This window comes from Bibersteinia trehalosi USDA-ARS-USMARC-188 (genome assembly GCF_000521725.1).
In the GTDB taxonomy this organism is placed as follows: Bacteria; Pseudomonadota; Gammaproteobacteria; order Enterobacterales; family Pasteurellaceae; genus Bibersteinia; species Bibersteinia trehalosi.
Map to the genome: position 1 here is coordinate 240,582 of NZ_CP006954.1, position 24,806 is coordinate 265,387.

A 24,806-nucleotide genomic window follows, 5' to 3' on the forward strand; every position below is an offset into this window, starting at 1 on the left:
GTAACACTATGGATAAGAAAGTAGCTCGTATCCGTCGTGCAAGCCGTGCACGTCACTTAATGAGAGAGCAAGGTGCAACACGCTTAGTCGTGCATCGTACCCCGCGTCATATCTATGCGCAGGTTATCGCACCAAACGGCTCAGAAGTTTTAGCAGCAGCTTCAACTGTTGAGAAAGTAATTAAAGAGCAAGTTAAATATACTGGTAATAAAGATGCAGCAGCAGTAGTTGGTAAACTCGTTGCGGAGCGTGCTTTAGAAAAAGGTATTAAAGCAGTTGCATTTGACCGTTCTGGTTTCAAATACCATGGTCGTGTGCAAGTATTAGCAGATGCTGCTCGTGAAGCTGGTCTTCAGTTCTAATAGAGGAATTTTAGATGTCAAACATCGAAAAACAAGCTGGTGAACTGCAGGAAAAGCTAATCGCGGTTAACCGTGTATCAAAAACCGTAAAAGGTGGTCGTATTATGAGTTTCACTGCTTTAACAGTAGTGGGCGATGGTAACGGTCGTGTAGGTTTTGGTTATGGTAAAGCTCGTGAAGTTCCAGCAGCAATCCAAAAAGCGATGGAAAAAGCTCGTCGCAATATGGTTAATGTCGCGTTAAAAGACGGTACATTACAACACCCTGTTAAGGGTTCTCATACTGGTTCACGCGTATTTATGCAACCAGCTAGCGAAGGTACAGGTATCATCGCAGGTGGTGCAATGCGTGCAGTATTAGAAGTTGCAGGTGTTCACAACGTACTTTCTAAAGCGTACGGTTCAACCAACCCAATTAACGTTGTTCGTGCAACTATTGATGCACTTGCAAATATGAAATCACCTGAAATGGTTGCTGCAAAACGTGGCAAAACCGTTGAAGAAATTTTGGGGTAATTGAATATGGCAAAAATTAAAGTAACTCAAACTCGTAGCTCTATCGCTCGTTTACCGAAACATAAAGCAACGTTGAAAGGCTTAGGTCTTCGTCATATTCGTCATACTGTTGAGTTGGAAGATACTCCAGCTATTCGTGGTATGATTAATCAAGTTTCTTACATGGTTAAGGTTGAGGAGTAATAGAATGCGTTTAAATACTCTCTCTCCAGCTGAAGGTGCTAAACACAGTGCTAAACGTCTTGGTCGTGGTATTGGTTCTGGTTTAGGTAAAACTGGTGGTCGTGGTCATAAAGGTCAAAAATCTCGTACCGGTGGTAAAGTTCGCCGCGGTTTCGAAGGTGGTCAAATGCCTTTATACCGTCGTTTACCAAAATTTGGTTTTACTTCATTAAAATCATTCCATGTTGCTGAGATTCGTTTAGATGAATTAGCAAAAGTAGATGGCAATGTAGTAACCTTAGAAGCATTAAAAGCTGCTAACGTAATCACCAAAGATATTTTATCTGCAAAAGTTATTCTTTCTGGTAAAGTTGAGAAAGCATTCGTAGTAAAAGGCTTAGGTGTAACCAAAGGTGCTAAAGCTGCTATCGAAGCTGCTGGTGGTTCTATCGAGGAATAATAAATGGCTAAACAACCAGGTTATCAAGGGAATACTCAAAAAAGTACTGGTGAATTAAAATCTAGATTATTGTTCGTATTAGGTGCATTAATCGTTTTTCGTATCGGTTCTTTTATTCCTGTTCCTGGTATTGATGCTTCAGTATTATCCGATTTAGTACAGCAACAAAAAGGCACCATCATTGATATGTTTAATATGTTCTCTGGTGGTGCTTTAAGCCGAGCGTCTATTTTTGCGTTGGGTATTATGCCTTATATTTCTGCGTCAATTATTATTCAGCTATTGACGGCAGTTCATCCTGCATTGGCTGAATTGAAAAAAGAAGGTGAAGCAGGAAGACGTAAAATCAGCAAATATACACGCTATGCAACGTTATTATTAGCATTTATTCAGTCTATTGGTATTTCTTTGGCCCTTCCAGGAATGGTACAAGGATTAGTTCCTAATCCAAATGTTTTATTCTATGTGACGTCTGTTGTCAGTTTAGTGACAGGGACAATGTTCCTTATGTGGTTAGGTGAGCAAATCACCGAACGTGGTATTGGAAACGGCATCTCTCTCATTATCTTTGCAGGGATTGTTGCAGACTTACCTTCCGCTATCGGGCAGACAATCGAACAATCACGTCAAGGTGAAATTTCTTTACTTGTCTTATTACTAATAGCTGTTATAGCATTTGCTGTAACGTATTTTGTTGTCTTTGTTGAGCGTGGACAAAGAAGAATTGTTGTGAACTACGCAAGTCGCCAACAAGGTAGAATGATGGCTCCCGCGAGATCATCTCATTTACCTTTAAAAGTAAATATGGCTGGTGTAATTCCAGCAATCTTCGCATCGAGTATTATTCTATTCCCTGCAACAGTTGCACAATGGTTTGGCTCAAGTGAAGGTTTTGAATGGTTATTTGATTTATCTCAGCTGCTTCAGCCGGGACAGCCTTTATATATCATTCTATTTACGATGGCAGTTATCTTCTTTGCATTTTTCTATACAGGAATGCAATATAATCCTCGTGATACTGCGGATAATCTGAAAAAATCAGGTGCGTTTGTACCAGGTTATCGACCAGGCGAGCAAACTTCTCGTTATATCGATAAAGTAATGACGCGTTTGACCTTAATTGGTGCGTTATATATTACCTTTGTTTGTTTGGTTCCTTATATCATTACATCAGTTTGGAAGGTCTCTTTCCAATTAGGTGGTACTTCATTACTGATTGTTGTGGTTGTTATTATGGATTTCATCGCACAGGTTCAAAGTCATTTAATGTCATTACAGTATGACTCTGTGTTGAAGAAAGCCAATTTGAAAGGCTTAGGTCAATAAGACCTTAAGAAAAGGATAAGCAATGAAAGTTCGTGCTTCAGTAAAAAGAATGTGTCGTAACTGTAAAGTTGTTAAACGTGAAGGTGTTGTTCGTGTAATTTGTAGCGACCCTAAACATAAACAACGTCAAGGTTAATTTGATAAATTTCTTGCAAAGAACCTGCTGAGCAGTTATACTGCTCAGCTCATTTCGTCCTGATATGCTGTTTGAGTATCCTGAAACGGGCTTTTCAAGATCAGCATATCAATAACTTTAAATAATAGGAGTGCATAGTGGCCCGTATTGCAGGCATTAACATTCCTGATCAAAAACATACTGTAATCGCTTTAACTGCAATTTATGGTATCGGTAAGACTCGTGCAAAAGCTATCTGTGCTGCAACGGGTATTGCTGAAGATGTAAAGATCAGAGAATTGTCTGAAGAGCAGATTGAAAAACTGCGTGAAGAAGTTGGTAAATTTACTGTCGAAGGTGATTTACGTCGTGAAGTAACTTTAAGCATCAAACGTCTTTTAGACCTTGGTTGCTACCGTGGTTTACGTCACCGTCGTAGTCTCCCTGTACGTGGTCAACGTACTAAGACTAATGCGCGTACCCGTAAGGGTCCTCGTAAACCGATCAAGAAATAATCGGAGTAAATAATGGCTAAAACACCAGTTCGCGCACGTAAGCGCGTTAAAAAACAGATCGCAGATGGCGTAGCTCATATCCACGCATCTTTCAATAATACAATCGTGACTATTACTGACCGTCAAGGCAATGCTCTAGCATGGGCTACTGCTGGTGGTTCTGGTTTCCGTGGTTCTCGTAAATCAACTCCGTTTGCTGCACAGGTTGCTGCTGAACGTTGTGCCGAAATGGTAAAAGAGTTCGGTTTAAAGAATTTGGAAGTTATGGTTAAAGGTCCGGGTCCAGGTCGTGAATCTACAATCCGCGCATTAAATGCAGCAGGTTTCCGTATCACGAATATTACTGATGTGACTCCGATTCCTCATAACGGTTGTCGTCCACCGAAAAAACGTCGCGTGTAATTGACGTTAGGATAATTGGAGAAAGAAAATGGCAAGATATTTGGGTCCAAAACTCAAGCTAAGCCGTCGTGAAGGTACCGATTTATTCCTTAAATCAGGTGTTCGCGCGATCGAGTCAAAATGTAAAATTGATACCGCACCAGGTCAACATGGTGCTCGTAAACCTCGCTTATCTGACTACGGTAGTCAGCTTCGTGAAAAACAAAAAGTTCGCCGTATCTATGGTATTTTGGAACGTCAATTCCGTAACTACTATAAAGAAGCTAACCGCTTAAAAGGCAATACCGGTGAGAACTTATTAGTATTGTTAGAAGGTCGTTTAGACAACGTTGTTTATCGTTTAGGTTTCGCAGCAACTCGTGCAGAAGCTCGCCAATTAGTGAGCCACAAATCTATCGTAGTAAATGGTCGTGTTGTAAACATCCCTTCATATCAAGTTTCTGTTGATGATGTCATTGCAGTGCGTGAAAAATCTAAAAAACAAGCACGTATCAAAGCTGCATTGGAATTAGCTGCAAGTAACCGTGAAAAACCGACTTGGTTAGAAGTTGATGCAACTAAAATGGAAGGTGTATTTAAACGCACTCCAGAGCGTTCTGATCTATCAGCAGATATTAATGAACATCTGATCGTTGAGCTTTACTCTAAATAATAGTTAATTTTTTAATTACATTATTTTTAGTTATTAAAGCTTAAAAGCAAAGAGAGGATAAAATGCAGGGTTCTGTAACAGAATTTTTAAAGCCCCACTTAGTGAATATTGAACAGGTTAGTTCAACTCACGCAAAAGTGACCTTAGAGCCGTTAGAACGTGGCTTTGGCCACACCTTAGGTAACGCACTTCGTCGCATTTTACTTTCGTCTATGCCTGGTTGCGCAGTTACAGAAGTAGAAATTGATGGTGTATTACATGAATACAGCAGCAAAGAAGGCGTACAAGAAGATATTCTTGAAGTATTGTTAAACCTTAAAGGTCTAGCGGTAAAAGTGCAAAATAAAGACGATATTATTTTGACACTAACTAAATCTGGGATTGGCCCTGTAACTGCAGCCGATATCACCGCCGATGCTGATGTTGAAATTGTGAACCCAGATCACGTTATCTGTCATTTAACAGATAAAAATGCGTCTATTAGCATGCGCATTCGTGTACAGCGTGGTCGTGGTTATGTGCCAGCATCTGCTCGTGTACATTCACAACATGAAGATCGTCCAATCGGTCGCTTATTAGTCGATGCTCGTTTCTCACCTGTAGATCGTATTGCTTACAATGTTGAAGCTGCTCGTGTTGAACAACGCACAGACTTAGATAAGCTTGTTATTGAGATGGAAACTAATGGAACATTAGATCCAGAAGAAGCCATCCGTCGTGCTGCAACGATTTTAGCAGAGCAACTCGCTGCATTCGTTGATTTGCGTGATGTTCGTCAGCCAGAAGTGAAAGAGGAAAAACCGGAGTTTGATCCAATTCTTCTTCGTCCAGTAGATGACTTAGAGCTGACAGTTCGTTCTGCTAACTGTTTGAAAGCAGAGACAATTCACTATATCGGTGATTTAGTCCAACGTACGGAAGTTGAACTACTTAAAACCCCTAACTTGGGTAAAAAATCTCTTACTGAGATTAAAGATGTACTCGCTTCTCGTGGCTTATCACTGGGTATGCGCCTTGAAAACTGGCCGCCTGCAAGTATTGCAGAAGACTAGTTTCGGTATAGATTTTCTAAGAAGGAATAGGTTATGCGCCATCGTAAGAGTGGACGTCAATTAAACCGTAACAGTAGCCATCGCCAAGCGATGTTCCGTAATATGGCAAGTTCTCTTGTTGAACACGAAATCATCAAGACTACGTTACCAAAAGCGAAAGAGTTACGTCGTGTAGTTGAACCATTAATCACATTAGCAAAAGTGGATAGCGTTGCTAACCGTCGTTTAGCTTTTGCTCGTACTCGCAACATCGAAACCGTTGCAAAATTATTCAATGAATTAGGTCCACGTTTTGCACAGCGTGCTGGTGGTTACACCCGTATCTTAAAATGTGGTTTCCGTGCAGGTGACAATGCGCCAATGGCTTACATTGAGTTAGTTGATCGTCCTGAAGTTGCAGAAGCAGCGGAATAATCTCTAAATTAGATTGAAGCAAAGCCCCGATAGAACTATCGGGGTTTTGTTTTTATGATTTATAGCATTCTTATTATTAATAAGAGTAAAAATAATTTAGTCAAAAGCGTGATTAAGGGAGTATTTCTTGTTTTTTTGCAAAAAATCTGTATAATCCGACCGCTTGTTTTCCATTTTGAGAGAGCAAGTTCACGCCCTCACCTCGAACGAGGGTTTTTCTTTTTACTATCATTTATTTTTAAGGAACGTTATGGTAACCATTCGTTTAACTCGTGGCGGAGCTAAAAAACGCCCATTCTATCAAATCGTGGTTGCGGACAGCCGTAGCCCACGTGACGGTCGCTTCATCGAGCGTATCGGTTTCTTCAACCCAATCGCAGCTGGTCAAGCTGAGCGTTTACGCTTAGATGTGGCTAAAGTAGATGCATGGTTAGCAAAAGGTGCATCACTGTCTGACCGTGTTGCAGCATTAGTGAAAGAAGCGCGTAAAGCAGCTTAATTCCACAAATTTAATAGGTGGCGAAAATGAGCGAACAAAAAATTGAAACTGTCGGCAAACTAGGTTCAACCTATGGGATCCGTGGTTGGTTGCGCCTTTATTCTTCCACCGAATACCCAGAAAGCATTTTTGACTACCAGCCTTGGTTCTTAAAAATTAAAGGGCAATGGCAGGGCGTTGAATTAGAAAGCTGGCGTTATCACAACAATGATTTGATTGTGAAACTCAAAGGCACAGACGACCGTGAAACCGCTCAGCTCTTAACCAATGCCGAAATCGGCGTGGATTTGAGTGTCTTCCCTGAGTTGGAAGAAGGCGATTACTACTGGCACGATTTGATCGGCTGTTCAGTGGTAAACGAACAAGGTTACACAATGGGCGTGGTTGCTGAAATGATGGAAACAGGTTCAAATGATGTGTTAGTGGTACGCAATAGCGGTAAAGATGCTTTCGGTAAACAAGAACGACTTATTCCGTTCTTATATGAACAAGTAGTTAAAAGAGTAGATCTCACCACCAAAACCATTACGGTGGATTGGGACGCTGGTTTCTAACCTCAGGTATGCAGTGAGCTTTTAAGGAACATTATGTGGATTGGCATAATCTCGCTCTTCCCCGAAATGTTTAAAGCAATTACTGAATACGGGGTAACAGGCAGAGCCGTAAAACAGAATCTGTTGCAAGTACAAACGTGGAATCCTCGTGATTTTACCTTTGATAAACATAAAACGGTGGACGACCGTCCTTATGGCGGTGGGCCGGGAATGTTGATGATGGTACAGCCCTTGCGTGATGCAATAAAATCCGCAAAAGCGACCGCTTGCAAACAGGGTGGAGAAGTTAAAGTGATTTATCTTTCTCCGCAGGGACGTAAACTAGATCAAGCTGGCGTAGAAGAGTTATCCAAAAATCAAAATTTAATTTTGGTTTGTGGTCGCTACGAAGGTATTGATGAAAGATTGATTCAAACTGAAATTGATGAGGAATGGTCAATCGGTGATTATGTCCTAACAGGGGGAGAATTGCCTGCGATGACATTGATTGATGCTGTTGCAAGGTTTATTCCGGGCGTGTTAGGCAAACAGGCTTCCGCATTAGAAGATTCTTTTGCAGAAGGGTTATTAGATTGCCCACACTATACCCGCCCCGAAGTGTTAGATGGTTTGGAAGTGCCACCCGTGCTGATGTCGGGACACCACGAACAAATTCGCAAATGGCGGTTGGAACAATCGCTAGAACGAACGTGGTTAAGACGCCCTGAGCTATTGGATAGCCTAGCTCTGACTGACGAACAAAAGGCGTTGCTGAAACAAATCAAACAGCGACACAAACTCAGTTAATTCTAGGATTTAGAAGGTTTTTATAATGAGCAACATTATCAAACAAATTGAACAAGAACAGTTAAAACAAAACGTACCTAGCTTCCGTCCAGGTGACACATTAGAAGTGAAGGTATGGGTAGTAGAAGGTAGCAAAAAGCGTTTGCAAGCGTTCGAAGGCGTGGTTATTGCAATTCGTAACCGTGGCTTGCACTCTGCATTCACATTACGCAAAATCTCAAACGGCGTAGGTGTTGAACGTGTATTCCAAACTCACTCACCAGCAATTGACAGCATCGCTGTTAAACGTAAAGGTGCGGTACGTAAAGCGAAACTTTACTACTTACGTGAGCGTAGCGGTAAATCTGCACGTATCAAAGAGCGTTTGGGCGACTAATTATCGCTTTGATGTGAAAAGAAAGGCTTGGGATCTCCAAGCCTTTAATTCTTTTAATAAATTATTTTGTTTTTAACAACTCAATCACCTCTTTCAACGCAGTAATTTCATTCTCTTTGGCTTCTAATAATAATTTCAATTTCTCATTTTCCATTGCCAAAATATCATTTACACCAATATAAGTTGTGTTATTTGTGTTATCACAAACAGAAAAGAAAAAAGATCGGTCATTTTTAGTTATCAATTCCACGACATCAATATTAAAAATCTGAGCAATTTGTTTTAATTTATCTAGGGTTAAATTGGTTTTACCGTGTTCAATTTTGGCATAGCCTGTGGGCGACATTTCTAATTTTTCCGCCATCTCTTCTTGCGACCACTGATTGATTTCTCGCATTACTCTGATTTTTTCATGGACTTCCATTATGATTTCCTAATTGTTTGATTTTAAAGACTATTTGTCAGATTTTCTGACTTTTAGTTTATGGTTTAGTAAATGGTGTGAGTATATCATCTTGACGTTTTTTATCCAACTTAGGAGTAACTATGCAACGTCATTTTCTTAAATCTTTATTTGCAACAGCAGTCATCGTCGGTTTAACTGCTTGTGGTTCTAGCGGTGGTGGTTCAGGCTCTGCTACAACCCCTGATGGTGATACAATCAATTTATCAGGTAGCCCACAAGGTACAATTACAGCAGATACTACCTATGGCAACTTAACAGGGCAAAATAACCCAAATTCATTCTATGGGGTATGGCAACACAATAGTGGCTCACTCTATGAATTGCGTTATCAAGGTACAGAAGCAACCAATATTCCGACTTCTGGTAAAGCAACTTATGTTGGTGATGCTATTTGGTTAGGTTCACTTTCTAATTCTTATCGTCAAGGTGGAACAACTACATTAAATGTAGATTTTGGGCAAAAAACCGTAGATGGCAAAATTGCATTTAGTTTGTTAAATGATGGTCGTTCTCGTGATATTACGCTTCACCAAACCACACTTAATGGGACGAAATTTAGCGGACAAGCCAGTGTGTTATTAAATAGCAGTGGTACTTACGAAGGGGCTTTATTCGGAAATGGGGCAACTGAAGCAGCAGGGCTGGTTAATTTTGCTAATGATAGTTCTCTTGATGTTAGCTTTGGCGGTAAACGTTAATCGCTATTTTCAATGATATCAATCTGCATTTTGAAGCATTTTGTTGCTCAAAATGCAGATTTTTTCTTAATGATTCAATGATGAAAAAAGCACTTCTTTCCATTTTTCTTATCCCCTCTCTGCTTTTGGCACAAGAAACGGAGAGCAGTTATCGTGTCGCGGAATTAAAGCAAGATCCTGCGACAACAGAACGTTTGTTAATCTTTGCTTTGCAAACAGAACAATGGTTTTCAGTAAAACGTTTATTAGCTATTTATTCGACGTTTTCCCAAACAGATCAGCGACTTGTCAGTTACGCCAACATTCGCCTTGCCCAGCGGTCATTTTTTAATTACCGAAATCGTGAAGCTCGCAAAGCATTTCAAGCGGTGCAAAATCAGGCAAATTTAGCCAATGAAGAACGAGAAATTGTTGAGCAGTATTTGAGTGTGATTGATAAACGAGAAAGCTGGCAATTTTCGGGGCGCATGAATTATGTTTATGATAAAAACGTGAATAAAACCTCATCAGATCATCATATTGAAGATACAGGATTTATTAAAGGCGAGGGAATGTTACCTCAAAAAGCTCACGGTTTTGCTTATTCGGCAGAAGTGGAGAAAAATTGGAATTTAAACGGTTCACACAATCTCCATTTTGCCAATGAAATCAGTGGCAAAAGCTATTGGGATAACCATGATTATGATGAATTAAATAATCGTACTTATTTGGGATATGCGTTCCAAAATGCCCAATATCGTTGGGCAATAAGGCCATTTTATGAACGCCAATGGTTTAGCAATCATCGCTATCATTGGGCAAATGGCGTGAGAATGGAATATCGCCAAATATTTGCAAAAAATTGGCAAATTTCTACCGCTTGGGAGTTTAGCCAGCCACGTTATTTTAAACAGCAAGAGCGTAATGGCACCATTAAATTAGCCTCTGCTACACTTGTTTATGCGTTTAGCGAAAAAGGTTATCTCTATTTAAGCACGGATTTTATCCGTGAACAAACAAGGGAAAAACAGTACAGCAATGATTTAAAATCATTGCGTGCAGGGTGGAAACAGACATGGGGTGATGACATTAGCACACAATTAAACGGTTCAATTTCACTACGACAATATAAAGATTTTGCCTCTTTGGGTGGGATTTTGCCATTAAATGCGATTCGCCGAGATAAAATCTACATAGCAAATTTAACGCTTTGGAAAAATAATTGGCATTGGTATGGATTCACCCCGAAGGTTCAATGGCGATGGAAACGGCAAAGTAGCAACATTCCGTCTATGTTCTCTTATTCGGATAGCTATGTGCAGATGCTAATAGAGAAAGCGTTTTAAACTGAATTAAAAGCTTGGAAGCTTGAGTGGCTCCCAAGCCTTTGGGGTTTAAGCGGTTATCTTTTCGATAAATCTTGCAAAATTATCGAAAAATTTACCCGCTTGTTGAGTTTCTTTCAATGCTAAAAATCTTCAAAGAATTGTTGAATCGTTGCAATATCATTTGTTTGTGTTAAAGCAAGTTGTAGTAATACCCGAGCTTTTTGAGGATTGAGCGTGCCTGAGGCAGCAAAACCTAACTTGCTGTCATCTACTTCTGCATCTCTCGTGGTATAACCTGTTGGTACGCGAGACGAACGTACTACAGCTATGCCTTTTTTCGCCGCTTCTTCTAAAAGCGCAAGATTTGCCGCATTCATATTTCCATTACCCACACCAGCAATAACGATTCCTTTATAACCAGCATCTAATAAGGCTTGGAGAGGTTCAGTAGGCATATTCGAATAGGCATAGATGATACCTACTTTCGGTAGTTCGCTTAATTTATCAACGTTGAATGGAGTATTTACGGTATGCTTGCTTTCAGGAGAACGCTCATAATCTACTTTGCTATTATGAATATAGCCGAGAGAACCAAAATTTGGTGAGCTAAATGTGTGTACGGCGGTTGTACTGGTTTTGGTCACATCTCTTGCTCCCAAAACGGTATCGTTCATCGCAACTAACACACCACGTTTTGCTGATTTTGGATCTTTGGCAACAACAATTGAATTGTATAAATTCAATGGGCCATCTGCACTTTTTTCTGTAGCAGGTCGCATAGCTCCGACTAGTACTACAGGTTTTTCGCATTTAACGGTCATATCCAAAAAGTAAGCCGTTTCTTCCATGGTATCTGTACCGTGTGTAATCACAAAACCATCAGTATCTGCACATTGCTGATTAATTGATTTTGCTAGCTTTAGCCATACTTCATCAGACATATCTTGTGAGCCAATTTTGACAATTTGTTCTCCTTTGATATTGGCTAATGTTTTCATTTCAGGTACTGCTTCGATTAAGACATCAATATTTAATTGCCCTGCTTGGTAAGCACTACTATTAGCATTTTGCTGGCTACCAGCAATGGTTCCCCCTGTTGCTAAAATAGTAATACTAGGCAATTCTGTTGCATTTACACAGGTTAATGCGCTGGCTAAAAGTGCAGAGAGTAATAATTTTTTAAATTTCATATAAACTCCTTAAAGGTAAAAAAGCGAGCTGATCGTACTGTTAAATGCACATAAATAGTTTGATCGCAAACATGAAAGTGAAAAGTAGAGTGCAAATAAAAAAGTGCGGTGATTTTCATCACTGCACTTTTGCATTTTTTTCTGTAATGTTTACCGCTTGTTTTGCTGAAATAACCATTCTTTTATCGTCTTAATATCATAAGCTATCTTCCATGTTGCAATATGTGCTCCTGTAAGGCTTTTAGCGTTGGCCTGCGCTTGGTCAGGCAAAGTTTGTGATTTAACTGTCATATAGTAGATATTACCTTCACGTGCTAACAGCTGCTCAACTTCTTGATTGATTTGGCTCAAGTCAGCATTGCCGTTAGGTAAAATGGCTTTTTGCACAATAGCACCATTTAAAGCAAGCTCTTCGATGATCTTATTTTGTTCAGGGAAGGCTTTAGGATCATCTTCTGAAACAAGGATAAATTGATGAGTTCGAGCCATTGGGGAAACTTTTTCCGCAGCCCATTGCCCAGCAACAATATAGCTAGCGGCAAAGAAATCAGGGTATTTGATATTCATTGCAATAGACATCATCGCACCGTCTGATTGCCCTGTGGTATAGAGACGGTTTTCATCGATACTATATTCAGCCATGAGCGATTTAATGAGATTCATCGTTGGATCTAAATCGGTAGGATCATCGGCATTATCATTAACAATAGGGTGATCAAATTGTGGTGCAAGTACAAAAGCAGGGTGTTCGTTCTGCCAAATCGGATCTGCCCAAGTAGTTGCACCATTACCTTGCCATAGCGTGTTTCTTACATTGCTATTAGTTGCCTCTGCATCATGGATAAACATCACCAGAGGATAGTTTTTTTGTGGGTCGTAATTTTGTGGAACAAATAAGTTATAGCGAATCTTTACACCACTCTTGTCATGAAATTCCCGTTGTTCAAATTGCTCAGCAATTTGATGGCTAACGGTTTGAGTTTCAATCTGTTGTGGTGCTATTTCAATAATACTATTTTGTTGCTCAGCATAAATATTTTCGGTTTGGATAATTTGGAATTGCGGCTGGCGTTCTAGCGCAGCAGTCCGAGGAGCAGGCTGCATCGTCACTTTTAAATAGCGATCATTAGGATCGGGCATGGCTAAGTGTAAAACCAACTCATGGCTGCGACAAATTTTGCGATTATCAACACATTTACCAAGTGATATACGTTCAATTTGATGATCTTTGAGCGTGAATGCGCTGAGATTTGGTAAATATTCTGCATTTAGTAATTCATCGTAACGAATAATGACACGACTATAACGTTGTCCATAACCACTCGGTTCACTGATAACTTTAGCAGATTGCATACCTGCTTGAGCGATGGGAATGCAGGCTAACAGCATGAAACTCAGTAGCGCTCTGTGCATAAGCTTTCCTAAGGAGTGTTGAGAATTCAAATTCATTAGAGATTGCCTCTAGCAATGATTATTTAAAAAAGCATGCTTATCTTTGATATCCAAGCTTTCGTGTAGTTCAGACCAAACGATAACGACTTTATCTGATTTAAGCTGTGCAAGCAGTCGTTCACGTTTCTCTTCCAAACTGAGTTCTCGCTCTCCGTAATCGGTTCCTTCACGTAAAATAAAGGAATCCAACACATTATATAATGTGCTTTCTTCCAATTCTTGCCAAGGGATAATCATAGTAGCTCCTAGTAGAATAGCGGTTTGAGATATGCCCACTGCTTTTCAAAATTTTGCTGTGGATTAAATGCAAAGTTCGAACGCACGAGTCGGACAAACTGTCCTTCACAAAAATTGACTAAATAACCCGCTAGTGCGCGTTCATCAGAAAAAGCTTTACCCTCGCGCAGTTTGCTCATTTGCAGAATATTGATAAATTGCAATTCTAAGCCATCAAAGAATTTAGCTACGCGCGCCTTTAGCATCTGATCTTCAAACATCAGTGCGTGGCTAGTAAGAATACGGGTCACACCTGGATTTTTTTGTGCAAAATCAATGACAGAACGCAAAATAGCTTTTATTGCTTCTGCCGTGCTATTTTGACGTTTGGCAGCATTCACATAGCTATTGAGCGTAATTTCGATTTGCTCAATCAATGCTTCAAACATTTTGGTTTTACTTGGGAAATAGCGATATAACGCTCCTTCCGACACACCGACTTCCTTGGCAAGTCGTTCGGTAGTAATACGTTGCATGCCATCTTCAGAATTCAGCAACTTAATTAACACTTCTAAAACTTGCTGACGACGCTCTTTTACCGGGCGTTTTGGCATCTTAATACTAATTTCCACCATTCTTATTCCTTATTGCTTACCAGAATGCCCAAAACCGCCTTCGCCACGTTCGGTCTGAGTGAATTCTTGCACAATGTTAAAGCTTGCTTGTACCACAGGTACAAATACAAGTTGTGCAATGCGGTCACCTACATTCACGCTAAAATCTTCTTGGCTACGGTTCCACAGAGAAACTTTTAGCTCACCTTGATAGTCGCTATCAATTAATCCGACTAAGTTACCTAACACGATACCATTTTTATGTCCTAAGCCAGAACGAGGTAAAATCACGGCTGCTAAATTCGGATCGGCAATATAAATTGAAATACCGGTTGGAATTAACACGGTTTCCCCTGCTTTCACCGTAAGTGGTTCAGTGATTAACGCACGTAAATCTAAACCAGCAGAACCTTCTGTGGCATAAGCGGGAAGCGGAAATTCATTACCAATACGGCTATCTAAAATTTTTAAATCAATTTGTTTCATTTTGTTTTTCCTTTTGTAAATTGTTCCGAAATCTCTTGAACTAACTGTTTTGCGAGTTGATTTTTATCCGCAAGCGGTAATTTTTTCTCGCCGTTTTTCCAAAAGAGATGAAGCGAGTTGTGATCTTGCCCGAACACTTGCCCACCCGAAACATCATTCGCACAAATCATATCGAGATTTTTGCGTTCGAGTTTGGATTTGGCATATTCCGCTACATTTTGCGTTTCAGCGGCAAAGCCGACAACGAATGGGCGATTTTCCTTCATTTTCGCTACCGTTGCGATAATATCGGGGTTTTTCACCAGTTTTAGCGTCAGTTCATCGCTGTCATCCGTTTTCTTGATTTTTTGATCGGAAACGTTCGCCACTCGATAATCCGCCACTGCTGCACAACCAATAAAAATGGCAGATTTTGAAGCAAATTTGACCGCTTGTTCAAACATCTCTTGGGCGGAAACCACATCGACACGCTCGACATTTTGCGGGGTTGGCAAGTTAGTCACACCCGAAATCAGCACCACTTTCGCCCCTCGTTTGGCAAAGTTTTCGGCAATCGCATAGCCCATTTTGCCCGAGCTGTGGTTGCTGATATAACGCACGGGATCAATCGGCTCCTGTGTACCGCCTGCGGTAATTACTACGCTGAGCTCGGCTAAATCGCCACAAGCGGTTAATATTTGCTGAATTTCTGCAAAAATCTCTGCTGGTTCAGCCATTCGTCCTTCGCCCACATCTCCACAAGCCTGAAACCCAGAATTAGGCCCGATGGTTAAAACGCCTTGCTCCCGCACTTTTTGCAAATTTTCTTGCACCGCGGACCGCTTGTACATCTGCTGATTCATCGCAGGGGCAAGCAAAATAGGCGCAGGTGTTGCTAGGCAAAGGGTTGAAAGCAAATCATTGCCCATTCCAATACGCAAGCGAGCGATAAAGTCAGCACTTGCTGGTGCTATTACTACTAAATCCGCCCATTTCGCCAATTCAATATGCCCCATTGCAAGCTCAGCTTGTGGGTCGAGTAATGAGGTGGAAACCGCGTTGCCTGAAATGGCTTGTAAAGTTAAAGGCGTAACAAATTCCGCCGCCGCAGGGGTTAGCACGACTCGCACTTCTGCATTGGCTTTTTTTAACAAGCGGATAAGCTCAATGCTTTTGTAAGCGGCAATGCCACCTGTAATGCCGACTAAAATATTCTTGTTTGCCAACATAGGCGTTCCTTTGTTTGGTAGGGTCAGAAAAAATTGCTGGCTATTTTACGCAAACACCCACTCACTTACAACGCCCAATTTTTTCGATCTCGATCGAAAATTAACAAAAATTTTTTGAGGAAGTAGAGCGAATTCGCTAATCTGTGGCTGAATTTTACTCAGATAAGATAAGCAATGAACCAAGAAGAACAGAATTTAATGCCACGAGAGAAATTATTACGTTTTGGGGCTGATAAGTTAAGTGATATTGAATTACTCGCGATTTTCTTACGCACAGGTATAAAAAATATACCTGTGATGACGTTATCTGAGCATGTATTGCAGAAATTTGGCTCCCTAAGAGGGTTATTAACCGCAGATATTGAGCAATTTTGTCAAGTAAAGGGGTTGGGGCAGACTCAGTATATCCAGTTGCAAGCAACGAAAGAGATGACTAAACGTTATCTTGTGCAGCAGATGGAGAAGAATGACACGATCACCGACCCAATGTTAGCGGTAATGTACTCACAGGCAGAATTAGAAAATGATGAACGTGAGGTTTTTATGGTGCTATTTTTAGATAATCAGCATCGCTTACTTAAAATTGAAAAGTTGTTTTTTGGTACGGTAAATCAGACAGAAGTACATCCTAGAGAAATTATCAAAGCAGTGCTGAAATATAATGCAGCGGCAATTATTATTGCACATAATCATCCTTCCGGTAGTTGTGAACCGAGTGAAGCAGATAGAAGTGTGACACAAAAAATTGAAAGTGCTTGTGAACTGTTCAATATTCGGATGCTAGATCATATTATTGTCGGGAAAGGAGACTATTTTTCATTTGCTGAAGAGAAGTTGGAGCTGGAAATTCCTTCATTTACCCCTTGAAGGGAGGGGAGAAGATCTGTATAATCTGCGGTCTTTAAATGTCTGTGGTCGGGTTAATGCCTGACGAGGCAATCAAACGGAAAAGCCAGTTGAGCGGCTTTTTTTGTGCCTGATCGCCCGAACCATTTTTAAGCTTAAAATTATTGGAGAAATTCAAATGTCTAGAGTTTGCCAAGTAACCGGCAAGCGTCCAGCAGTTGGTAACAACCGCTCACACGCAATGAATGCGACTAAACGTCGTTTCTTACCTAACCTTCATACTCACCGTTTCTGGGTTGAGAGCGAAAACCGTTTCGTAACCTTACGTTTAACTGCGAAAGGTATGCGTATTATCGACAAAAAAGGCATTGATGCAGTATTAGCTGAAATCCGTGCTCGTGGCGAAAAAATCTAAGGAGTTGAGAAATGGCAGCTAAAGGTAATCGTGAGAAAATCCGTTTAGTTTCTACTGCAGAAACCGGTCACTTCTACACTACAACTAAAAACAAACGTAATATGCCAGAAAAAATGGAAATCAAAAAATTTGATCCAGTTGTGCGTAAACACGTTATCTACAAAGAAGCAAAAATCAAATAATTTGCTTTGGATAGAAAAACCCAGCTTTTTAGCTGGGTTTTTTGCTATTTAAGTTTCACGCCGAAATGATTCGCTACTTGTCGTTCACTACCTTGCAGAATTGGTAAAGAATTGACCCGCTTGTTTTCGACTACCATGCCTGAACTTCCGCCACCATCTAAGTTGATTGCGCGTGAGAGCCCCAGATTTTTTGCAAGCGTTGCTAATTCATCCAGTGAGACACCTCGAAAAGTGAGCTGCCTTCCTTCTACAACCACCAGATAAAGTAAGTTCTTTTCTTCATCTAAGCCGAGCATAGTACGAGGATGTTTGCCGTCATAAATATCCTGCTTACAGCCAACTTTATCTGCGGGCGCGCATTCAAATTTTCCTGTTTTCGCATTATAAAAGTGCCAACCGGCAATGGCGAGTTGCCATTTTTTATTTAGTGGTGTTGCTTTATTTTTATCTTCAATAAAGCAGTTATTCGCTTTATCACAAGCAAAAACCACTCGAGAACGTGTATCACCATATTTTGACCAACGTTTGCCATTGCTAACCACAAGCCCAATTGGCGTATAATCTTTCCAATAGAAATTAGCATTAATGGCAACATTTGTTTGATATTTATTAGCAAATTCAGAAACAGTTTTACCGTTATCGCTTTTTTCTGAACCAAGAAGTTCTATATTTTTGCAGTTGAGATCTACTCGAGCAATATGAAATGGCGACTTATTTAGATACTCAATGCAATTTTTTGCATAAACTGAACCGCTTGTAAGTAAGAAAAACAGAGGAAAGAAGCTTTTCATAACGTTTAATTAAGAGGATTGACATTAGGCATGCCAAGTATACCTTATTTGGTATAAGCCTTCACTTGTGGCTGAAGGGGATAATTACCCTTAATTTTGCTCGGTCTGCCATGCTATAAATTTTTAATTGAGTCAATCACGACATCCCAAAAACGCACGGTATCTAATTTTTTTGCTACCCAAGTATTGCACGGTTTAGGAGGATAACGGAAATCCGCTACCGTCATTCCTAATGTATGCGTGCCTGTTAATTCAATATTCACTGGTACTTGTTGCACTTCTATCAATGTTGGGTCAATGACATAAGCCACTGCGCAGGCATCATGTACTGGTGGAGAATCAAAGTTTTGCGCTTGCTTATACATTTTTCCGAAAAACTCAAGCAGCTCTACCACGAATTTCCCCGCTTTACTGTTAAGTGCAGCAAAACGAGCCACCACATCAGGCGTAGCAAGAGCTTGGTGAGTGAGATCAAGCCCTACCATGGTAACTTTCCAGCCGGCATTAAAGACAATATGAGCAGCCTCAGGATCGATCTTAATATTAAATTCTGCTACTGCACTCCAGTTCCCTGTATGGTAACCACCGCCCATGAGCACCACTTCTTTTACTCGTTCAATAATTCGTGGTTCTAATCGTGCTGCTAAAGCAATATTAGTTAAGCCTGCGGTTGGTACTAATGTGATTGTTTTGGGAGGGTATGACATCACCAGCTCAATAATTAAAAGTGCGGCATGTTTATCTGAAAATTGCTGAGTGGGTTCAGGTAATAATGGGCCATCCATTCCGGAATCACCATGGATATCTGGTGCGTTTTCGACTTCTCGTACTAATGGTCTAGGGCAGCCTTTCGCAAATGGAATATGACGAATATTCGCAATTTCCGCCACGGCTAATGCGTTGCGAGATACTTTTTCTAAGGTTTGGTTACCAACTACGGTCGTAACAGCCAATAAATCAATGTTAGGATTTCCCCAAGCTAACATCATCGCAATCGCGTCATCATGCCCTGGGTCACAGTCTAAGATAATTTTTTGAGCCATTCTCATCTCCTTTAAAAAAGGGAGAGCCGAAGCTCTCCCTAAATTCAGTTGCGATTAGCAGTCTTGTTTGCCGTACTTCTCTTGGCGGAGAATCTGGCGTACAGACTCGTCAAACTGTGCCAATACTTCATCGGCATTTTTTGGATCAGTGCCGCGTGCATCTAAGTAGAATTTCACTTTTGGTTCAGTACCGGAAGGACGCACGATTAAACGGCTGCCGTTTTCCAATACGAATACCAAGATGTCGCTTGCGCGGTCAGTTTTAGTGTGGTCGATGAATTGTGCTACTTTAAAACCACCCACTTCTACTGGGGGATCATTGCGCAGCGCAGTCATCATTTTGCCGATATCTGGCAACTCATTTACACGAATAGAGATCTGTCCGCTGACATAAGCACCAAATTCGGCAGTGAAGTCGTTAGCGTAATCAGCAAGGGTTTTGCCTTGTTTTTTCAAGCTACGAACTAAATCTAAGAAAACAATCGCCGCGGAGATACCATCTTTATCGCGTACTTTATCTGGATCGACTAAGTAACCTAATGCTTCTTCAAAGCCAAATAATAAGCCATTTACTTTGCCGATATATTTAAAGCCAGTTAAGGTTTCTTCTGATTTAAAGCCGTATTTATTAGCAATTTCAGCTAATGCTGGGCTAGAAACTAATGAGCAAGCTAATGTACCTTGTTTACCTTGTGCATGGTATTGCTTCGCTAAGTACCAACCTAAGAAACAGCCAATCACATTACCGTGTAAAGGCTTCCAGTTACCTTGCGCATCCGGCACTGCTACTGCTAAACGGTCTGCATCTGGGTCATTGGCAATGATAAATTCGGCATTTTTCTCTTTGGCGACTTTAATTGCTAAGTCTAATGCGCCTTTTTCTTCTGGGTTAGGGAAGTTTACTGTTGGGAATGTACCGTCTGGCCATACTTGCTCTGCAACAACATGTGGTTGTGGTAAGCCAGCTTTTGCCAAGGTTTTACTTAACACTTCGTAGCCTACACCATGCATAGCTGTATAAACATAGTTGATGTCAGCCTCAGGTTCTTTGGCAAGACTTGCTGTTTTAGTAATATAAGCATCAACAATTTCATCATCTAAGATGGTGAAATCTTGGCTGCGTGGTAGGTGACGAATATCGCCTGCAGCGACTTTGTCGATTAACGCTGCAATATCTTTATCTGCCGGAGAAACGATTTGACCGCCACCATTTGCTTTGCCTAAATATACTTTGTAACCGTTATCTTCTGGTGGATTGTGGCTTGCTGTCACCATTACTCCTGCAGTGGTATCAAAATATTGGATAGCATAAGCAAGAACAGGTGTTGGTAATTTGCGTGATAGCAAGTAAGTCTTAATACCTGCTCCAGCCATAATTTCTGCTGTATCGCGTGCAAAAACATCTGAATTCTTACGGCCATCGTAACCAATTACAATAGATGGTTCTTTATCATATTCTTTTAGGTAATCAGCTAAACCGCCTGCCGCTTGTGCAACTAATACGCGATTCATGCCCATTGAGCCAGCCATGAGACGACCACGTAGGCCAGCTGTACCAAATTGTAAACGGCCATCAAAGCGTGCTGCTAATTCTTTGTGAGCGTTAGTATCACCAGCTTGTGCTTGATTGAGCAATGCTTCCAGCTCTGCACGGGTTTCCACATCGGGATCTTGCGCTAACCAATTTTGAGCAGTAGTAAAAAGTGTAGTCATAGGATCTCCTCCATATTTAAGAATAGACGACAATTGCAACGAGTATATAACAGCTTGAAAGGTAAATCATTTCCAATTTCTGCTTTTTGTGCATTTATTTGAGAGAACGCAAAGTTAAACGTTTGGCAATGTTTTTCGTTAAATATTGCGTTTGTAAAACCAATGATAACAAGCTTGTTGGCTTGCTCCGAGCGTTTGGTAACAGGCTATTGCCGCATGATTTTCCGGTTGTGTCGCAACCCAAAGAGAATCAGCTTTTTGCTGCTTAGCCCATTGTTTTGCTGCTTGAAGTAAACGCGTTGCCACACCACGGCGTTGAAAGTTTGGTGAGACGGCGAGTAAACCAATACGGGCAGTCTTGGCATGAAGACGCACGCTAATTGCGCCACAAATGACATCATCTACTTTTTCAAGCAAACAAATATCATCAAAAGTTCCTTGTACAGCTTGGCTAATCCAATGACGATAGAAATGTTGTTGTTCTGCTAAGCTGAAGTAAGGAGGACGAAAACGGCTATGTGGAAAAGCAGATTCAAACAATTTATGCAAGGCTGGTATATCTTGTGTGCTTGCATAGCAAAAAGGGTGGGCGGGGAGAGGTAATGTGCTAAGTGTAAAGCAGAAATCCACTTCACCGGTGACTAACTCAAACCCTTGCTGTTGGAGCAAGCTAATTTGCGTTTTTGCCTGACAGGCGATTTTGGCTTGGATTAAATCGTAATGCTGATGAGCTAACCAAGATGGTGAATGGGAAAATTGTAGTGTACCAATCTTTCTACCAAAAAACGCGCTTTCCCACTGGCTTGGAACGACTACGCCAAGCATATTTTTTTCTAACGCAGCCATATGCCTCGAGTATCCACGATGACTTTGTTTTCCGGTGCTTGCATCTGTTTGAAGGCTTGGTGATCTACCAGTAAGACCACCACATCCGCAGATTGTAATGCTTGTGCAAGCGGCACTAAATTTGCTTTATTTTGCAAAATGGTTGGTAATTGTTGAATATGGGGCTCAACCACCCAAAGTTCACCTTGATGCCATTGAGCCAAATTTTGGGTAATTTCTAGTGCGGGGCTTTCTCGTAGGTCATCAATATCAGCTTTAAAGCTTAAACCTAGACAAGCAATGCGAATATCACTTGGCTTTTTATCGTTAGCCATCGCATAATCTGCTACAGCTAGTTTGACTTTTTCAATTACCCATGCTGGTTTACTGTCATTTACTGTGCGTGCCATGTGGATTAAACGAGCCTGCTTCGGGGATTGCGCCACGATGAAATGGGGATCGACTGCAATACAGTGCCCACCAACCCCAGCTCCAGGTTGTAAGATATTGACTCTAGGGTGACGATTAGCAAGGCGAATCAGCTCCCACACGCTGATATTAAGGTGATCGCAGATCAATGATAATTCATTCGCAAACGCAATATTGACATCACGGAAACTATTTTCGGTGAGCTTACACATTTCTGCTAAGCGAGCGCTGGTTGGCACACATTCACCTTTGGTAAAAATTTGGTATAAATGTACCGCTTGCGCAGTGGCTTGTGCGCTTAAACCACCAATAATACGATCGTTATGATAGATCTCTTGCATAATTTTTCCTGGCAACACACGTTCGGGACAATAGGCAAAAAGTAACTCAGAGAGATCTGGGCGGAGCTCTTTTAACCATTGGGCTAATTGTTCTGTCGTGCCAACAGGTGAGGTTGATTCTAATACGATTAAATTGCCGTTAGCCAACACTGGCGCAATGCTTTCACTTGCTTGGCGGATATAGCTCAGATCTGGCTGTTGGGCATCGTTTAATGGGGTTGGAACAGCAATAATAAACACATCAGCAGCTTCAGGACGAGATTTTGCAGAAAAATAGCCACTTTGGAGCGCTTGTTGTAGCTTCTCTGTAAGCTGGGGTTCAAGAAAGTGCAGTTTCCCCTGGGCTAAGCTCTCAATCACTTGTGGATTGGTATCTACGCCGATAACTTGTTTGCCTGCCAGTGCAAAAACGGTTGCAGTGGGTAAGCCGATATAACCTAAGCCGATAACGCAGAGTTTATTGATCATATTGGAATTTGTATCCTTGCTTGAGAATTTGCACAATATATTGGCTGGCCTGCCCATTGCCATAAGGGCTTTGGGCTTGTGTCATTGCTTGGTAACTTGTTTGATCATCAAGTAGCTGTTGCACATGTTGCACAATACGCATGGCATCTGTGCCGACTAATTTTACACTGCCTGCATGAATTGCCTCATGGCGCTCACTTGTCTCGCGCATAACCAGCACAGGCTTTGATAATGCGGTTGCTTCTTCTTGAATACCGCCAGAGTCGGTTAAAATAAGGTAAGCTTGTTCCATCAGATAGACAAACGACACATACTCTTGTGGCTTGATTAAAAATACATTCTCAATATTGCCGAGTAGTCGGTAAACAGGCGCCTGCACATGCGGATTGAGATGAACAGGATAGACAAATTGTACATCTTGATATTGGTGAGCAAGCTTAGCAATTGCGAGACAAATCTGTTCCACACCGTCGCCGAAACTTTCTCGCCGATGCCCTGTAACCAATATGAGCTTCTTATCCTGCTTCAGGAATGGATAGCAGCTTGCACATTGTTGAACAAGCGCTGGATTTTGCTGAATTTTTTGCAAAGTTTGTTGTAAGGTATCTATTACAGTATTACCTGTGACCCAAATTTGTTCAGCAGGGATCCCTTCATTTAATAGATGCTGTTTTGCACTGAAGGTTGGAGCAAAATGCCACTGGGCAAGTACAGCAGTTAAACGCCGGTTGATTTCTTCAGGGAAGGGGCTATAGCGCTGATAGGTGCGTAAACCAGCTTCCACATGTGCTACGGGAATTTTTTGGTAAAAAGCCGCGAGGCTAGTTGCAAAGCTGGTTGTTGTATCGCCATGAACAATGACGAGATGAGGACGAAATTTACTTAACACGGCATGCATTTTTTGCAGAATTCGGCTAGTCAGATCGCCAAGATCTTGTTCAGCTTGCATTAAATCTAAATCATAGTCTGGAGCAATCTCAAATAGCCGCAACACCTGATCAAGCATCTGGCGATGCTGAGCTGTGTTGCAGATTTTCAATTCAAACGCGCTATCTTGTTGCAGGAGCTTAATTAAGGGAACGAGTTTGATTGCCTCAGGCCGCGTACCGAATACGATGAGAGTTTTTATTTTGCTCATTATTTCCGGCGGAATAAGGTAAGCAGTAAGCCCAATAAAAATCCGATGCCTGCACCGAACCCAATGGATTCAGTAAGGTTGTCGGGTTGTTCTGCTTTAGTTGCTGGGCTTGGTTTTTGCACAAAATGGTACGCGGTCAATTGATTATCTAATGGTTGAACTGACTGCATTAAATTCAATTTGCCTTTCCAGCTCTCACCTAAATTTGCATCTGCTGATTGTTTTACATTTTGGAATAAGAACTTCCATTTCGCAACTAAATCATCATTTAATACTTTACGGCTTTGTTCTGTAGTTAAAGCAATGAACTCATTTAATACTTGTACGGACTGAGTCGGATTAACCAGCGCAAAACTTAAGCTGTTATCTGCTGGGTTGAATTGCAGTTTTTCGCTTAGTTGGTTTACAACCTCATTCAAGGGTTTGTTATGCACTTCGGCAATCTGCTTTATTATCGCATTATTACTTAAGAACTGTTGGCGGTTATCCGCTGAAGCAAGTTGGCGTGTAAATTCAGTAAAGGCGCCTTGTGTAACATTTTTCTCTAAATTAGGATCTGCTTTGCCATCATTTTGTACTAATGTATAGGTGCTTAGTAATGAGAAATAGTTGCCCAGATCGGCAACTTTTGGCGCTTCAAATTTTGCTGTAGCTTTCCACTGCTGCGGCTGTGAAGTTGCATGCCAATAGCCTGCACCAGCGCCGCTGGCGGCTAGAATAAGCGCTGTGAGGAAGCTGGTCATAAAGCCACTTTTTACGGTATTTTGAGTTTGTTCTGATTGCATGAT

At 41.1% G+C, this 24,806-nt stretch carries 34 protein-coding genes; 20 read left to right on the top strand and 14 right to left on the bottom strand.

All coding sequences use genetic code 11. The annotated features are described in order from the left end of the window. Positions 1-8: 8 nt before the first annotated feature. The 15 genes from rplR to rplS all read left to right on the top strand — a co-directional run bounded on the left by rplR (position 9) and on the right by rplS (position 8,190). Entirely contained in the window at positions 9-362 is a 354-nt protein-coding gene (rplR, locus tag F542_RS01130) for a 50S ribosomal protein L18 (RefSeq protein ID WP_015433436.1), read from the top strand. A gap of 14 nt (positions 363-376) precedes the next feature. Continuing rightward, the gene (gene rpsE, locus F542_RS01135; RefSeq protein ID WP_015433435.1) at positions 377-877 is read left to right on the top strand and encodes a 30S ribosomal protein S5; all 501 of its coding nucleotides are present in this window, start codon (positions 377-379) and stop codon (positions 875-877) included. Positions 878-883: 6 nt separating this feature from the next. Further along, positions 884-1,060 (top strand): 50S ribosomal protein L30, encoded by a 177-nt coding sequence (gene rpmD, locus F542_RS01140; RefSeq protein ID WP_015433434.1) that lies wholly within the window; start codon positions 884-886, stop codon positions 1,058-1,060. A gap of 4 nt (positions 1,061-1,064) precedes the next feature. After that, the gene (rplO, locus tag F542_RS01145) at positions 1,065-1,499 is read left to right on the top strand and encodes a 50S ribosomal protein L15 (protein ID WP_015433433.1); all 435 of its coding nucleotides are present in this window, start codon (positions 1,065-1,067) and stop codon (positions 1,497-1,499) included. Positions 1,500-1,502: 3 nt separating this feature from the next. Further along, positions 1,503-2,825, top strand: a complete 1,323-nt coding sequence (gene secY / locus F542_RS01150) for a preprotein translocase subunit SecY (protein ID WP_015433432.1) — start codon at positions 1,503-1,505, stop codon at positions 2,823-2,825. Positions 2,826-2,847: 22 nt separating this feature from the next. Then, entirely contained in the window at positions 2,848-2,961 is a 114-nt protein-coding gene (rpmJ, locus tag F542_RS01155; protein ID WP_005705974.1) for a 50S ribosomal protein L36, read from the top strand. Positions 2,962-3,098: 137 nt separating this feature from the next. After that, positions 3,099-3,455, top strand: a complete 357-nt coding sequence (gene rpsM / locus F542_RS01160; protein ID WP_005599322.1) for a 30S ribosomal protein S13 — start codon at positions 3,099-3,101, stop codon at positions 3,453-3,455. Positions 3,456-3,467: 12 nt separating this feature from the next. Next, a complete protein-coding gene (rpsK, locus tag F542_RS01165; protein WP_005705959.1) occupies positions 3,468-3,857 on the top strand; it encodes a 30S ribosomal protein S11 in 390 nt (129 codons plus the stop codon). 28 nt (positions 3,858-3,885) lie between these two features. Continuing rightward, positions 3,886-4,509 carry a 30S ribosomal protein S4 gene (gene rpsD / locus F542_RS01170; protein WP_025266715.1) on the top strand — a complete coding sequence of 208 codons (624 nt, stop codon included), beginning with the start codon at positions 3,886-3,888 and terminating at the stop codon, positions 4,507-4,509. A gap of 62 nt (positions 4,510-4,571) precedes the next feature. After that, positions 4,572-5,561, top strand: a complete 990-nt coding sequence (locus tag F542_RS01175; RefSeq protein WP_015433430.1) for a DNA-directed RNA polymerase subunit alpha — start codon at positions 4,572-4,574, stop codon at positions 5,559-5,561. Between the two features lie 33 nt (positions 5,562-5,594). Further along, on the top strand, positions 5,595-5,975 hold the full coding sequence (gene rplQ / locus F542_RS01180) for a 50S ribosomal protein L17 (RefSeq protein ID WP_015433429.1): 381 nt from the start codon (positions 5,595-5,597) through the stop codon (positions 5,973-5,975). A gap of 250 nt (positions 5,976-6,225) precedes the next feature. Next, the gene (gene rpsP, locus F542_RS01185) at positions 6,226-6,474 is read left to right on the top strand and encodes a 30S ribosomal protein S16 (protein ID WP_015433428.1); all 249 of its coding nucleotides are present in this window, start codon (positions 6,226-6,228) and stop codon (positions 6,472-6,474) included. 26 nt (positions 6,475-6,500) lie between these two features. Further along, a complete protein-coding gene (gene rimM / locus F542_RS01190) occupies positions 6,501-7,028 on the top strand; it encodes a ribosome maturation factor RimM (RefSeq protein WP_025266716.1) in 528 nt (175 codons plus the stop codon). Between the two features lie 33 nt (positions 7,029-7,061). Next, positions 7,062-7,814, top strand: coding sequence for a tRNA (guanosine(37)-N1)-methyltransferase TrmD (gene trmD / locus F542_RS01195; RefSeq protein ID WP_015433426.1), 753 nt, complete (start codon positions 7,062-7,064; stop codon positions 7,812-7,814). Positions 7,815-7,839: 25 nt separating this feature from the next. Further along, positions 7,840-8,190 carry a 50S ribosomal protein L19 gene (gene rplS / locus F542_RS01200; protein ID WP_015433425.1) on the top strand — a complete coding sequence of 117 codons (351 nt, stop codon included), beginning with the start codon at positions 7,840-7,842 and terminating at the stop codon, positions 8,188-8,190. Positions 8,191-8,251: 61 nt separating this feature from the next. Here the strand turns inward: rplS and F542_RS01205 are convergent, their stop codons facing one another. Continuing rightward, entirely contained in the window at positions 8,252-8,614 is a 363-nt protein-coding gene (locus F542_RS01205) for a helix-turn-helix domain-containing protein (RefSeq protein ID WP_025266717.1), read from the bottom strand. A gap of 122 nt (positions 8,615-8,736) precedes the next feature. On the opposite strand from F542_RS01205, the gene F542_RS01210 reads away from it, so the two are divergent. Together F542_RS01210 and F542_RS01215 are read left to right on the top strand one after the other, a co-directional pair. Then, complete coding sequence (locus F542_RS01210) at positions 8,737-9,354, top strand: Slam-dependent surface lipoprotein (protein ID WP_015433423.1); 618 nt, start codon at positions 8,737-8,739, stop codon at positions 9,352-9,354. Between the two features lie 77 nt (positions 9,355-9,431). Then, entirely contained in the window at positions 9,432-10,679 is a 1,248-nt protein-coding gene (locus F542_RS01215) for a surface lipoprotein assembly modifier (RefSeq protein ID WP_015433422.1), read from the top strand. Positions 10,680-10,801: 122 nt separating this feature from the next. Here F542_RS01215 and ansB read toward each other — a convergent pair whose 3' ends face one another. From ansB to coaBC, 6 genes are all read right to left on the bottom strand, one after another. Continuing rightward, complete coding sequence (gene ansB, locus F542_RS01220) at positions 10,802-11,851, bottom strand: L-asparaginase 2 (RefSeq protein ID WP_015433421.1); 1,050 nt, start codon at positions 11,849-11,851, stop codon at positions 10,802-10,804. 150 nt (positions 11,852-12,001) lie between these two features. Then, positions 12,002-13,264 (bottom strand): carboxylesterase family protein, encoded by a 1,263-nt coding sequence (locus tag F542_RS01225; RefSeq protein ID WP_025266719.1) that lies wholly within the window; start codon positions 13,262-13,264, stop codon positions 12,002-12,004. Between the two features lie 48 nt (positions 13,265-13,312). After that, positions 13,313-13,540: a YheU family protein gene (locus F542_RS01230; protein WP_015433418.1), complete on the bottom strand. Its 228-nt coding sequence runs from the start codon at positions 13,538-13,540 to the stop codon at positions 13,313-13,315. A gap of 8 nt (positions 13,541-13,548) precedes the next feature. Next, positions 13,549-14,154, bottom strand: coding sequence for a nucleoid occlusion factor SlmA (gene slmA / locus F542_RS01235; RefSeq protein ID WP_015433417.1), 606 nt, complete (start codon positions 14,152-14,154; stop codon positions 13,549-13,551). Positions 14,155-14,163: 9 nt separating this feature from the next. Continuing rightward, positions 14,164-14,619, bottom strand: coding sequence for a dUTP diphosphatase (gene dut / locus F542_RS01240; protein ID WP_015433416.1), 456 nt, complete (start codon positions 14,617-14,619; stop codon positions 14,164-14,166). Beyond that, positions 14,616-15,827 carry a bifunctional phosphopantothenoylcysteine decarboxylase/phosphopantothenate--cysteine ligase CoaBC gene (gene coaBC / locus F542_RS01245; protein WP_015433415.1) on the bottom strand — a complete coding sequence of 404 codons (1,212 nt, stop codon included), beginning with the start codon at positions 15,825-15,827 and terminating at the stop codon, positions 14,616-14,618. The genes dut and coaBC overlap by 4 nt, the downstream gene beginning before the upstream one ends. A gap of 174 nt (positions 15,828-16,001) precedes the next feature. Here coaBC and radC point away from each other — a divergent pair, with 174 nt between their 5' ends. The 3 genes from radC (at position 16,002) to rpmG (ending at position 17,270) form a co-directional block, all read left to right on the top strand. Then, complete coding sequence (gene radC, locus F542_RS01250) at positions 16,002-16,694, top strand: RadC family protein (RefSeq protein WP_015433414.1); 693 nt, start codon at positions 16,002-16,004, stop codon at positions 16,692-16,694. Between the two features lie 157 nt (positions 16,695-16,851). Next, positions 16,852-17,088 carry a 50S ribosomal protein L28 gene (gene rpmB / locus F542_RS01255; protein ID WP_006251446.1) on the top strand — a complete coding sequence of 79 codons (237 nt, stop codon included), beginning with the start codon at positions 16,852-16,854 and terminating at the stop codon, positions 17,086-17,088. 11 nt (positions 17,089-17,099) lie between these two features. Next, positions 17,100-17,270 (top strand): 50S ribosomal protein L33, encoded by a 171-nt coding sequence (rpmG, locus tag F542_RS01260; protein WP_015433412.1) that lies wholly within the window; start codon positions 17,100-17,102, stop codon positions 17,268-17,270. Between the two features lie 44 nt (positions 17,271-17,314). Here rpmG and F542_RS01265 read toward each other — a convergent pair whose 3' ends face one another. The 7 genes from F542_RS01265 to F542_RS01295 all read right to left on the bottom strand — a co-directional run bounded on the left by F542_RS01265 (position 17,315) and on the right by F542_RS01295 (position 24,803). After that, entirely contained in the window at positions 17,315-18,061 is a 747-nt protein-coding gene (locus tag F542_RS01265) for a phosphodiester glycosidase family protein (protein ID WP_015433411.1), read from the bottom strand. A gap of 113 nt (positions 18,062-18,174) precedes the next feature. After that, positions 18,175-19,104, bottom strand: coding sequence for a uridine-preferring nucleoside hydrolase UriH (gene uriH, locus F542_RS01270; RefSeq protein ID WP_015433410.1), 930 nt, complete (start codon positions 19,102-19,104; stop codon positions 18,175-18,177). A gap of 54 nt (positions 19,105-19,158) precedes the next feature. After that, positions 19,159-20,817 carry a phospho-sugar mutase gene (locus tag F542_RS01275; RefSeq protein WP_015433409.1) on the bottom strand — a complete coding sequence of 553 codons (1,659 nt, stop codon included), beginning with the start codon at positions 20,815-20,817 and terminating at the stop codon, positions 19,159-19,161. A gap of 138 nt (positions 20,818-20,955) precedes the next feature. Beyond that, on the bottom strand, positions 20,956-21,663 hold the full coding sequence (gene rffC / locus F542_RS01280; RefSeq protein ID WP_015433408.1) for a dTDP-4-amino-4,6-dideoxy-D-galactose acyltransferase: 708 nt from the start codon (positions 21,661-21,663) through the stop codon (positions 20,956-20,958). Beyond that, complete coding sequence (gene wecC, locus F542_RS01285; protein ID WP_015433407.1) at positions 21,651-22,880, bottom strand: UDP-N-acetyl-D-mannosamine dehydrogenase; 1,230 nt, start codon at positions 22,878-22,880, stop codon at positions 21,651-21,653. Before wecC ends, rffC begins: the two co-directional genes overlap by 13 nt. Further along, complete coding sequence (gene wecB, locus F542_RS01290; protein WP_125135218.1) at positions 22,870-24,021, bottom strand: non-hydrolyzing UDP-N-acetylglucosamine 2-epimerase; 1,152 nt, start codon at positions 24,019-24,021, stop codon at positions 22,870-22,872. The genes wecC and wecB overlap by 11 nt, the downstream gene beginning before the upstream one ends. Continuing rightward, the gene (locus F542_RS01295; protein WP_015433405.1) at positions 24,018-24,803 is read right to left on the bottom strand and encodes a hypothetical protein; all 786 of its coding nucleotides are present in this window, start codon (positions 24,801-24,803) and stop codon (positions 24,018-24,020) included. The genes wecB and F542_RS01295 overlap by 4 nt, the downstream gene beginning before the upstream one ends. Positions 24,804-24,806 lie beyond the last annotated feature (3 nt).

Bases quoted from the DNA above. Each gene is read 5' to 3' on its own strand.
- F542_RS01215 (WP_015433422.1), top strand. From the start codon at position 9,432: ATGATGAAAAAAGCACTTCTTTCCATTTTTCTTATCCCCTCTCTGCTT.
- F542_RS01295 (WP_015433405.1), bottom strand. From the start codon at position 24,803: ATGCAATCAGAACAAACTCAAAATACCGTAAAAAGTGGCTTTATGACC.
- rplO (WP_015433433.1), top strand. From the start codon at position 1,065: ATGCGTTTAAATACTCTCTCTCCAGCTGAAGGTGCTAAACACAGTGCT.
- rpsE (WP_015433435.1), top strand. From the start codon at position 377: ATGTCAAACATCGAAAAACAAGCTGGTGAACTGCAGGAAAAGCTAATC.
- radC (WP_015433414.1), top strand. From the start codon at position 16,002: ATGAACCAAGAAGAACAGAATTTAATGCCACGAGAGAAATTATTACGT.
- rplQ (WP_015433429.1), top strand. From the start codon at position 5,595: ATGCGCCATCGTAAGAGTGGACGTCAATTAAACCGTAACAGTAGCCAT.
- rffC (WP_015433408.1), bottom strand. From the start codon at position 21,663: ATGGCTGCGTTAGAAAAAAATATGCTTGGCGTAGTCGTTCCAAGCCAG.
- F542_RS01175 (WP_015433430.1), top strand. From the start codon at position 4,572: ATGCAGGGTTCTGTAACAGAATTTTTAAAGCCCCACTTAGTGAATATT.
- rpsD (WP_025266715.1), top strand. From the start codon at position 3,886: ATGGCAAGATATTTGGGTCCAAAACTCAAGCTAAGCCGTCGTGAAGGT.
- dut (WP_015433416.1), bottom strand. From the start codon at position 14,619: ATGAAACAAATTGATTTAAAAATTTTAGATAGCCGTATTGGTAATGAA.
- slmA (WP_015433417.1), bottom strand. From the start codon at position 14,154: ATGGTGGAAATTAGTATTAAGATGCCAAAACGCCCGGTAAAAGAGCGT.
- rpmB (WP_006251446.1), top strand. From the start codon at position 16,852: ATGTCTAGAGTTTGCCAAGTAACCGGCAAGCGTCCAGCAGTTGGTAAC.
- ansB (WP_015433421.1), bottom strand. From the start codon at position 11,851: ATGAAATTTAAAAAATTATTACTCTCTGCACTTTTAGCCAGCGCATTA.
- secY (WP_015433432.1), top strand. From the start codon at position 1,503: ATGGCTAAACAACCAGGTTATCAAGGGAATACTCAAAAAAGTACTGGT.
- rplR (WP_015433436.1), top strand. From the start codon at position 9: ATGGATAAGAAAGTAGCTCGTATCCGTCGTGCAAGCCGTGCACGTCAC.
- rpmD (WP_015433434.1), top strand. From the start codon at position 884: ATGGCAAAAATTAAAGTAACTCAAACTCGTAGCTCTATCGCTCGTTTA.
- rplS (WP_015433425.1), top strand. From the start codon at position 7,840: ATGAGCAACATTATCAAACAAATTGAACAAGAACAGTTAAAACAAAAC.
- rpsP (WP_015433428.1), top strand. From the start codon at position 6,226: ATGGTAACCATTCGTTTAACTCGTGGCGGAGCTAAAAAACGCCCATTC.
- F542_RS01230 (WP_015433418.1), bottom strand. From the start codon at position 13,540: ATGATTATCCCTTGGCAAGAATTGGAAGAAAGCACATTATATAATGTG.
- rpsK (WP_005705959.1), top strand. From the start codon at position 3,468: ATGGCTAAAACACCAGTTCGCGCACGTAAGCGCGTTAAAAAACAGATC.
- uriH (WP_015433410.1), bottom strand. From the start codon at position 19,104: ATGGCTCAAAAAATTATCTTAGACTGTGACCCAGGGCATGATGACGCG.
- F542_RS01275 (WP_015433409.1), bottom strand. From the start codon at position 20,817: ATGACTACACTTTTTACTACTGCTCAAAATTGGTTAGCGCAAGATCCC.
- F542_RS01265 (WP_015433411.1), bottom strand. From the start codon at position 18,061: ATGAAAAGCTTCTTTCCTCTGTTTTTCTTACTTACAAGCGGTTCAGTT.
- F542_RS01225 (WP_025266719.1), bottom strand. From the start codon at position 13,264: ATGCACAGAGCGCTACTGAGTTTCATGCTGTTAGCCTGCATTCCCATC.
- rpmJ (WP_005705974.1), top strand. From the start codon at position 2,848: ATGAAAGTTCGTGCTTCAGTAAAAAGAATGTGTCGTAACTGTAAAGTT.
- wecC (WP_015433407.1), bottom strand. From the start codon at position 22,880: ATGATCAATAAACTCTGCGTTATCGGCTTAGGTTATATCGGCTTACCC.
- F542_RS01205 (WP_025266717.1), bottom strand. From the start codon at position 8,614: ATGGAAGTCCATGAAAAAATCAGAGTAATGCGAGAAATCAATCAGTGG.
- rpmG (WP_015433412.1), top strand. From the start codon at position 17,100: ATGGCAGCTAAAGGTAATCGTGAGAAAATCCGTTTAGTTTCTACTGCA.
- coaBC (WP_015433415.1), bottom strand. From the start codon at position 15,827: ATGTTGGCAAACAAGAATATTTTAGTCGGCATTACAGGTGGCATTGCC.
- rimM (WP_025266716.1), top strand. From the start codon at position 6,501: ATGAGCGAACAAAAAATTGAAACTGTCGGCAAACTAGGTTCAACCTAT.
- trmD (WP_015433426.1), top strand. From the start codon at position 7,062: ATGTGGATTGGCATAATCTCGCTCTTCCCCGAAATGTTTAAAGCAATT.
- F542_RS01210 (WP_015433423.1), top strand. From the start codon at position 8,737: ATGCAACGTCATTTTCTTAAATCTTTATTTGCAACAGCAGTCATCGTC.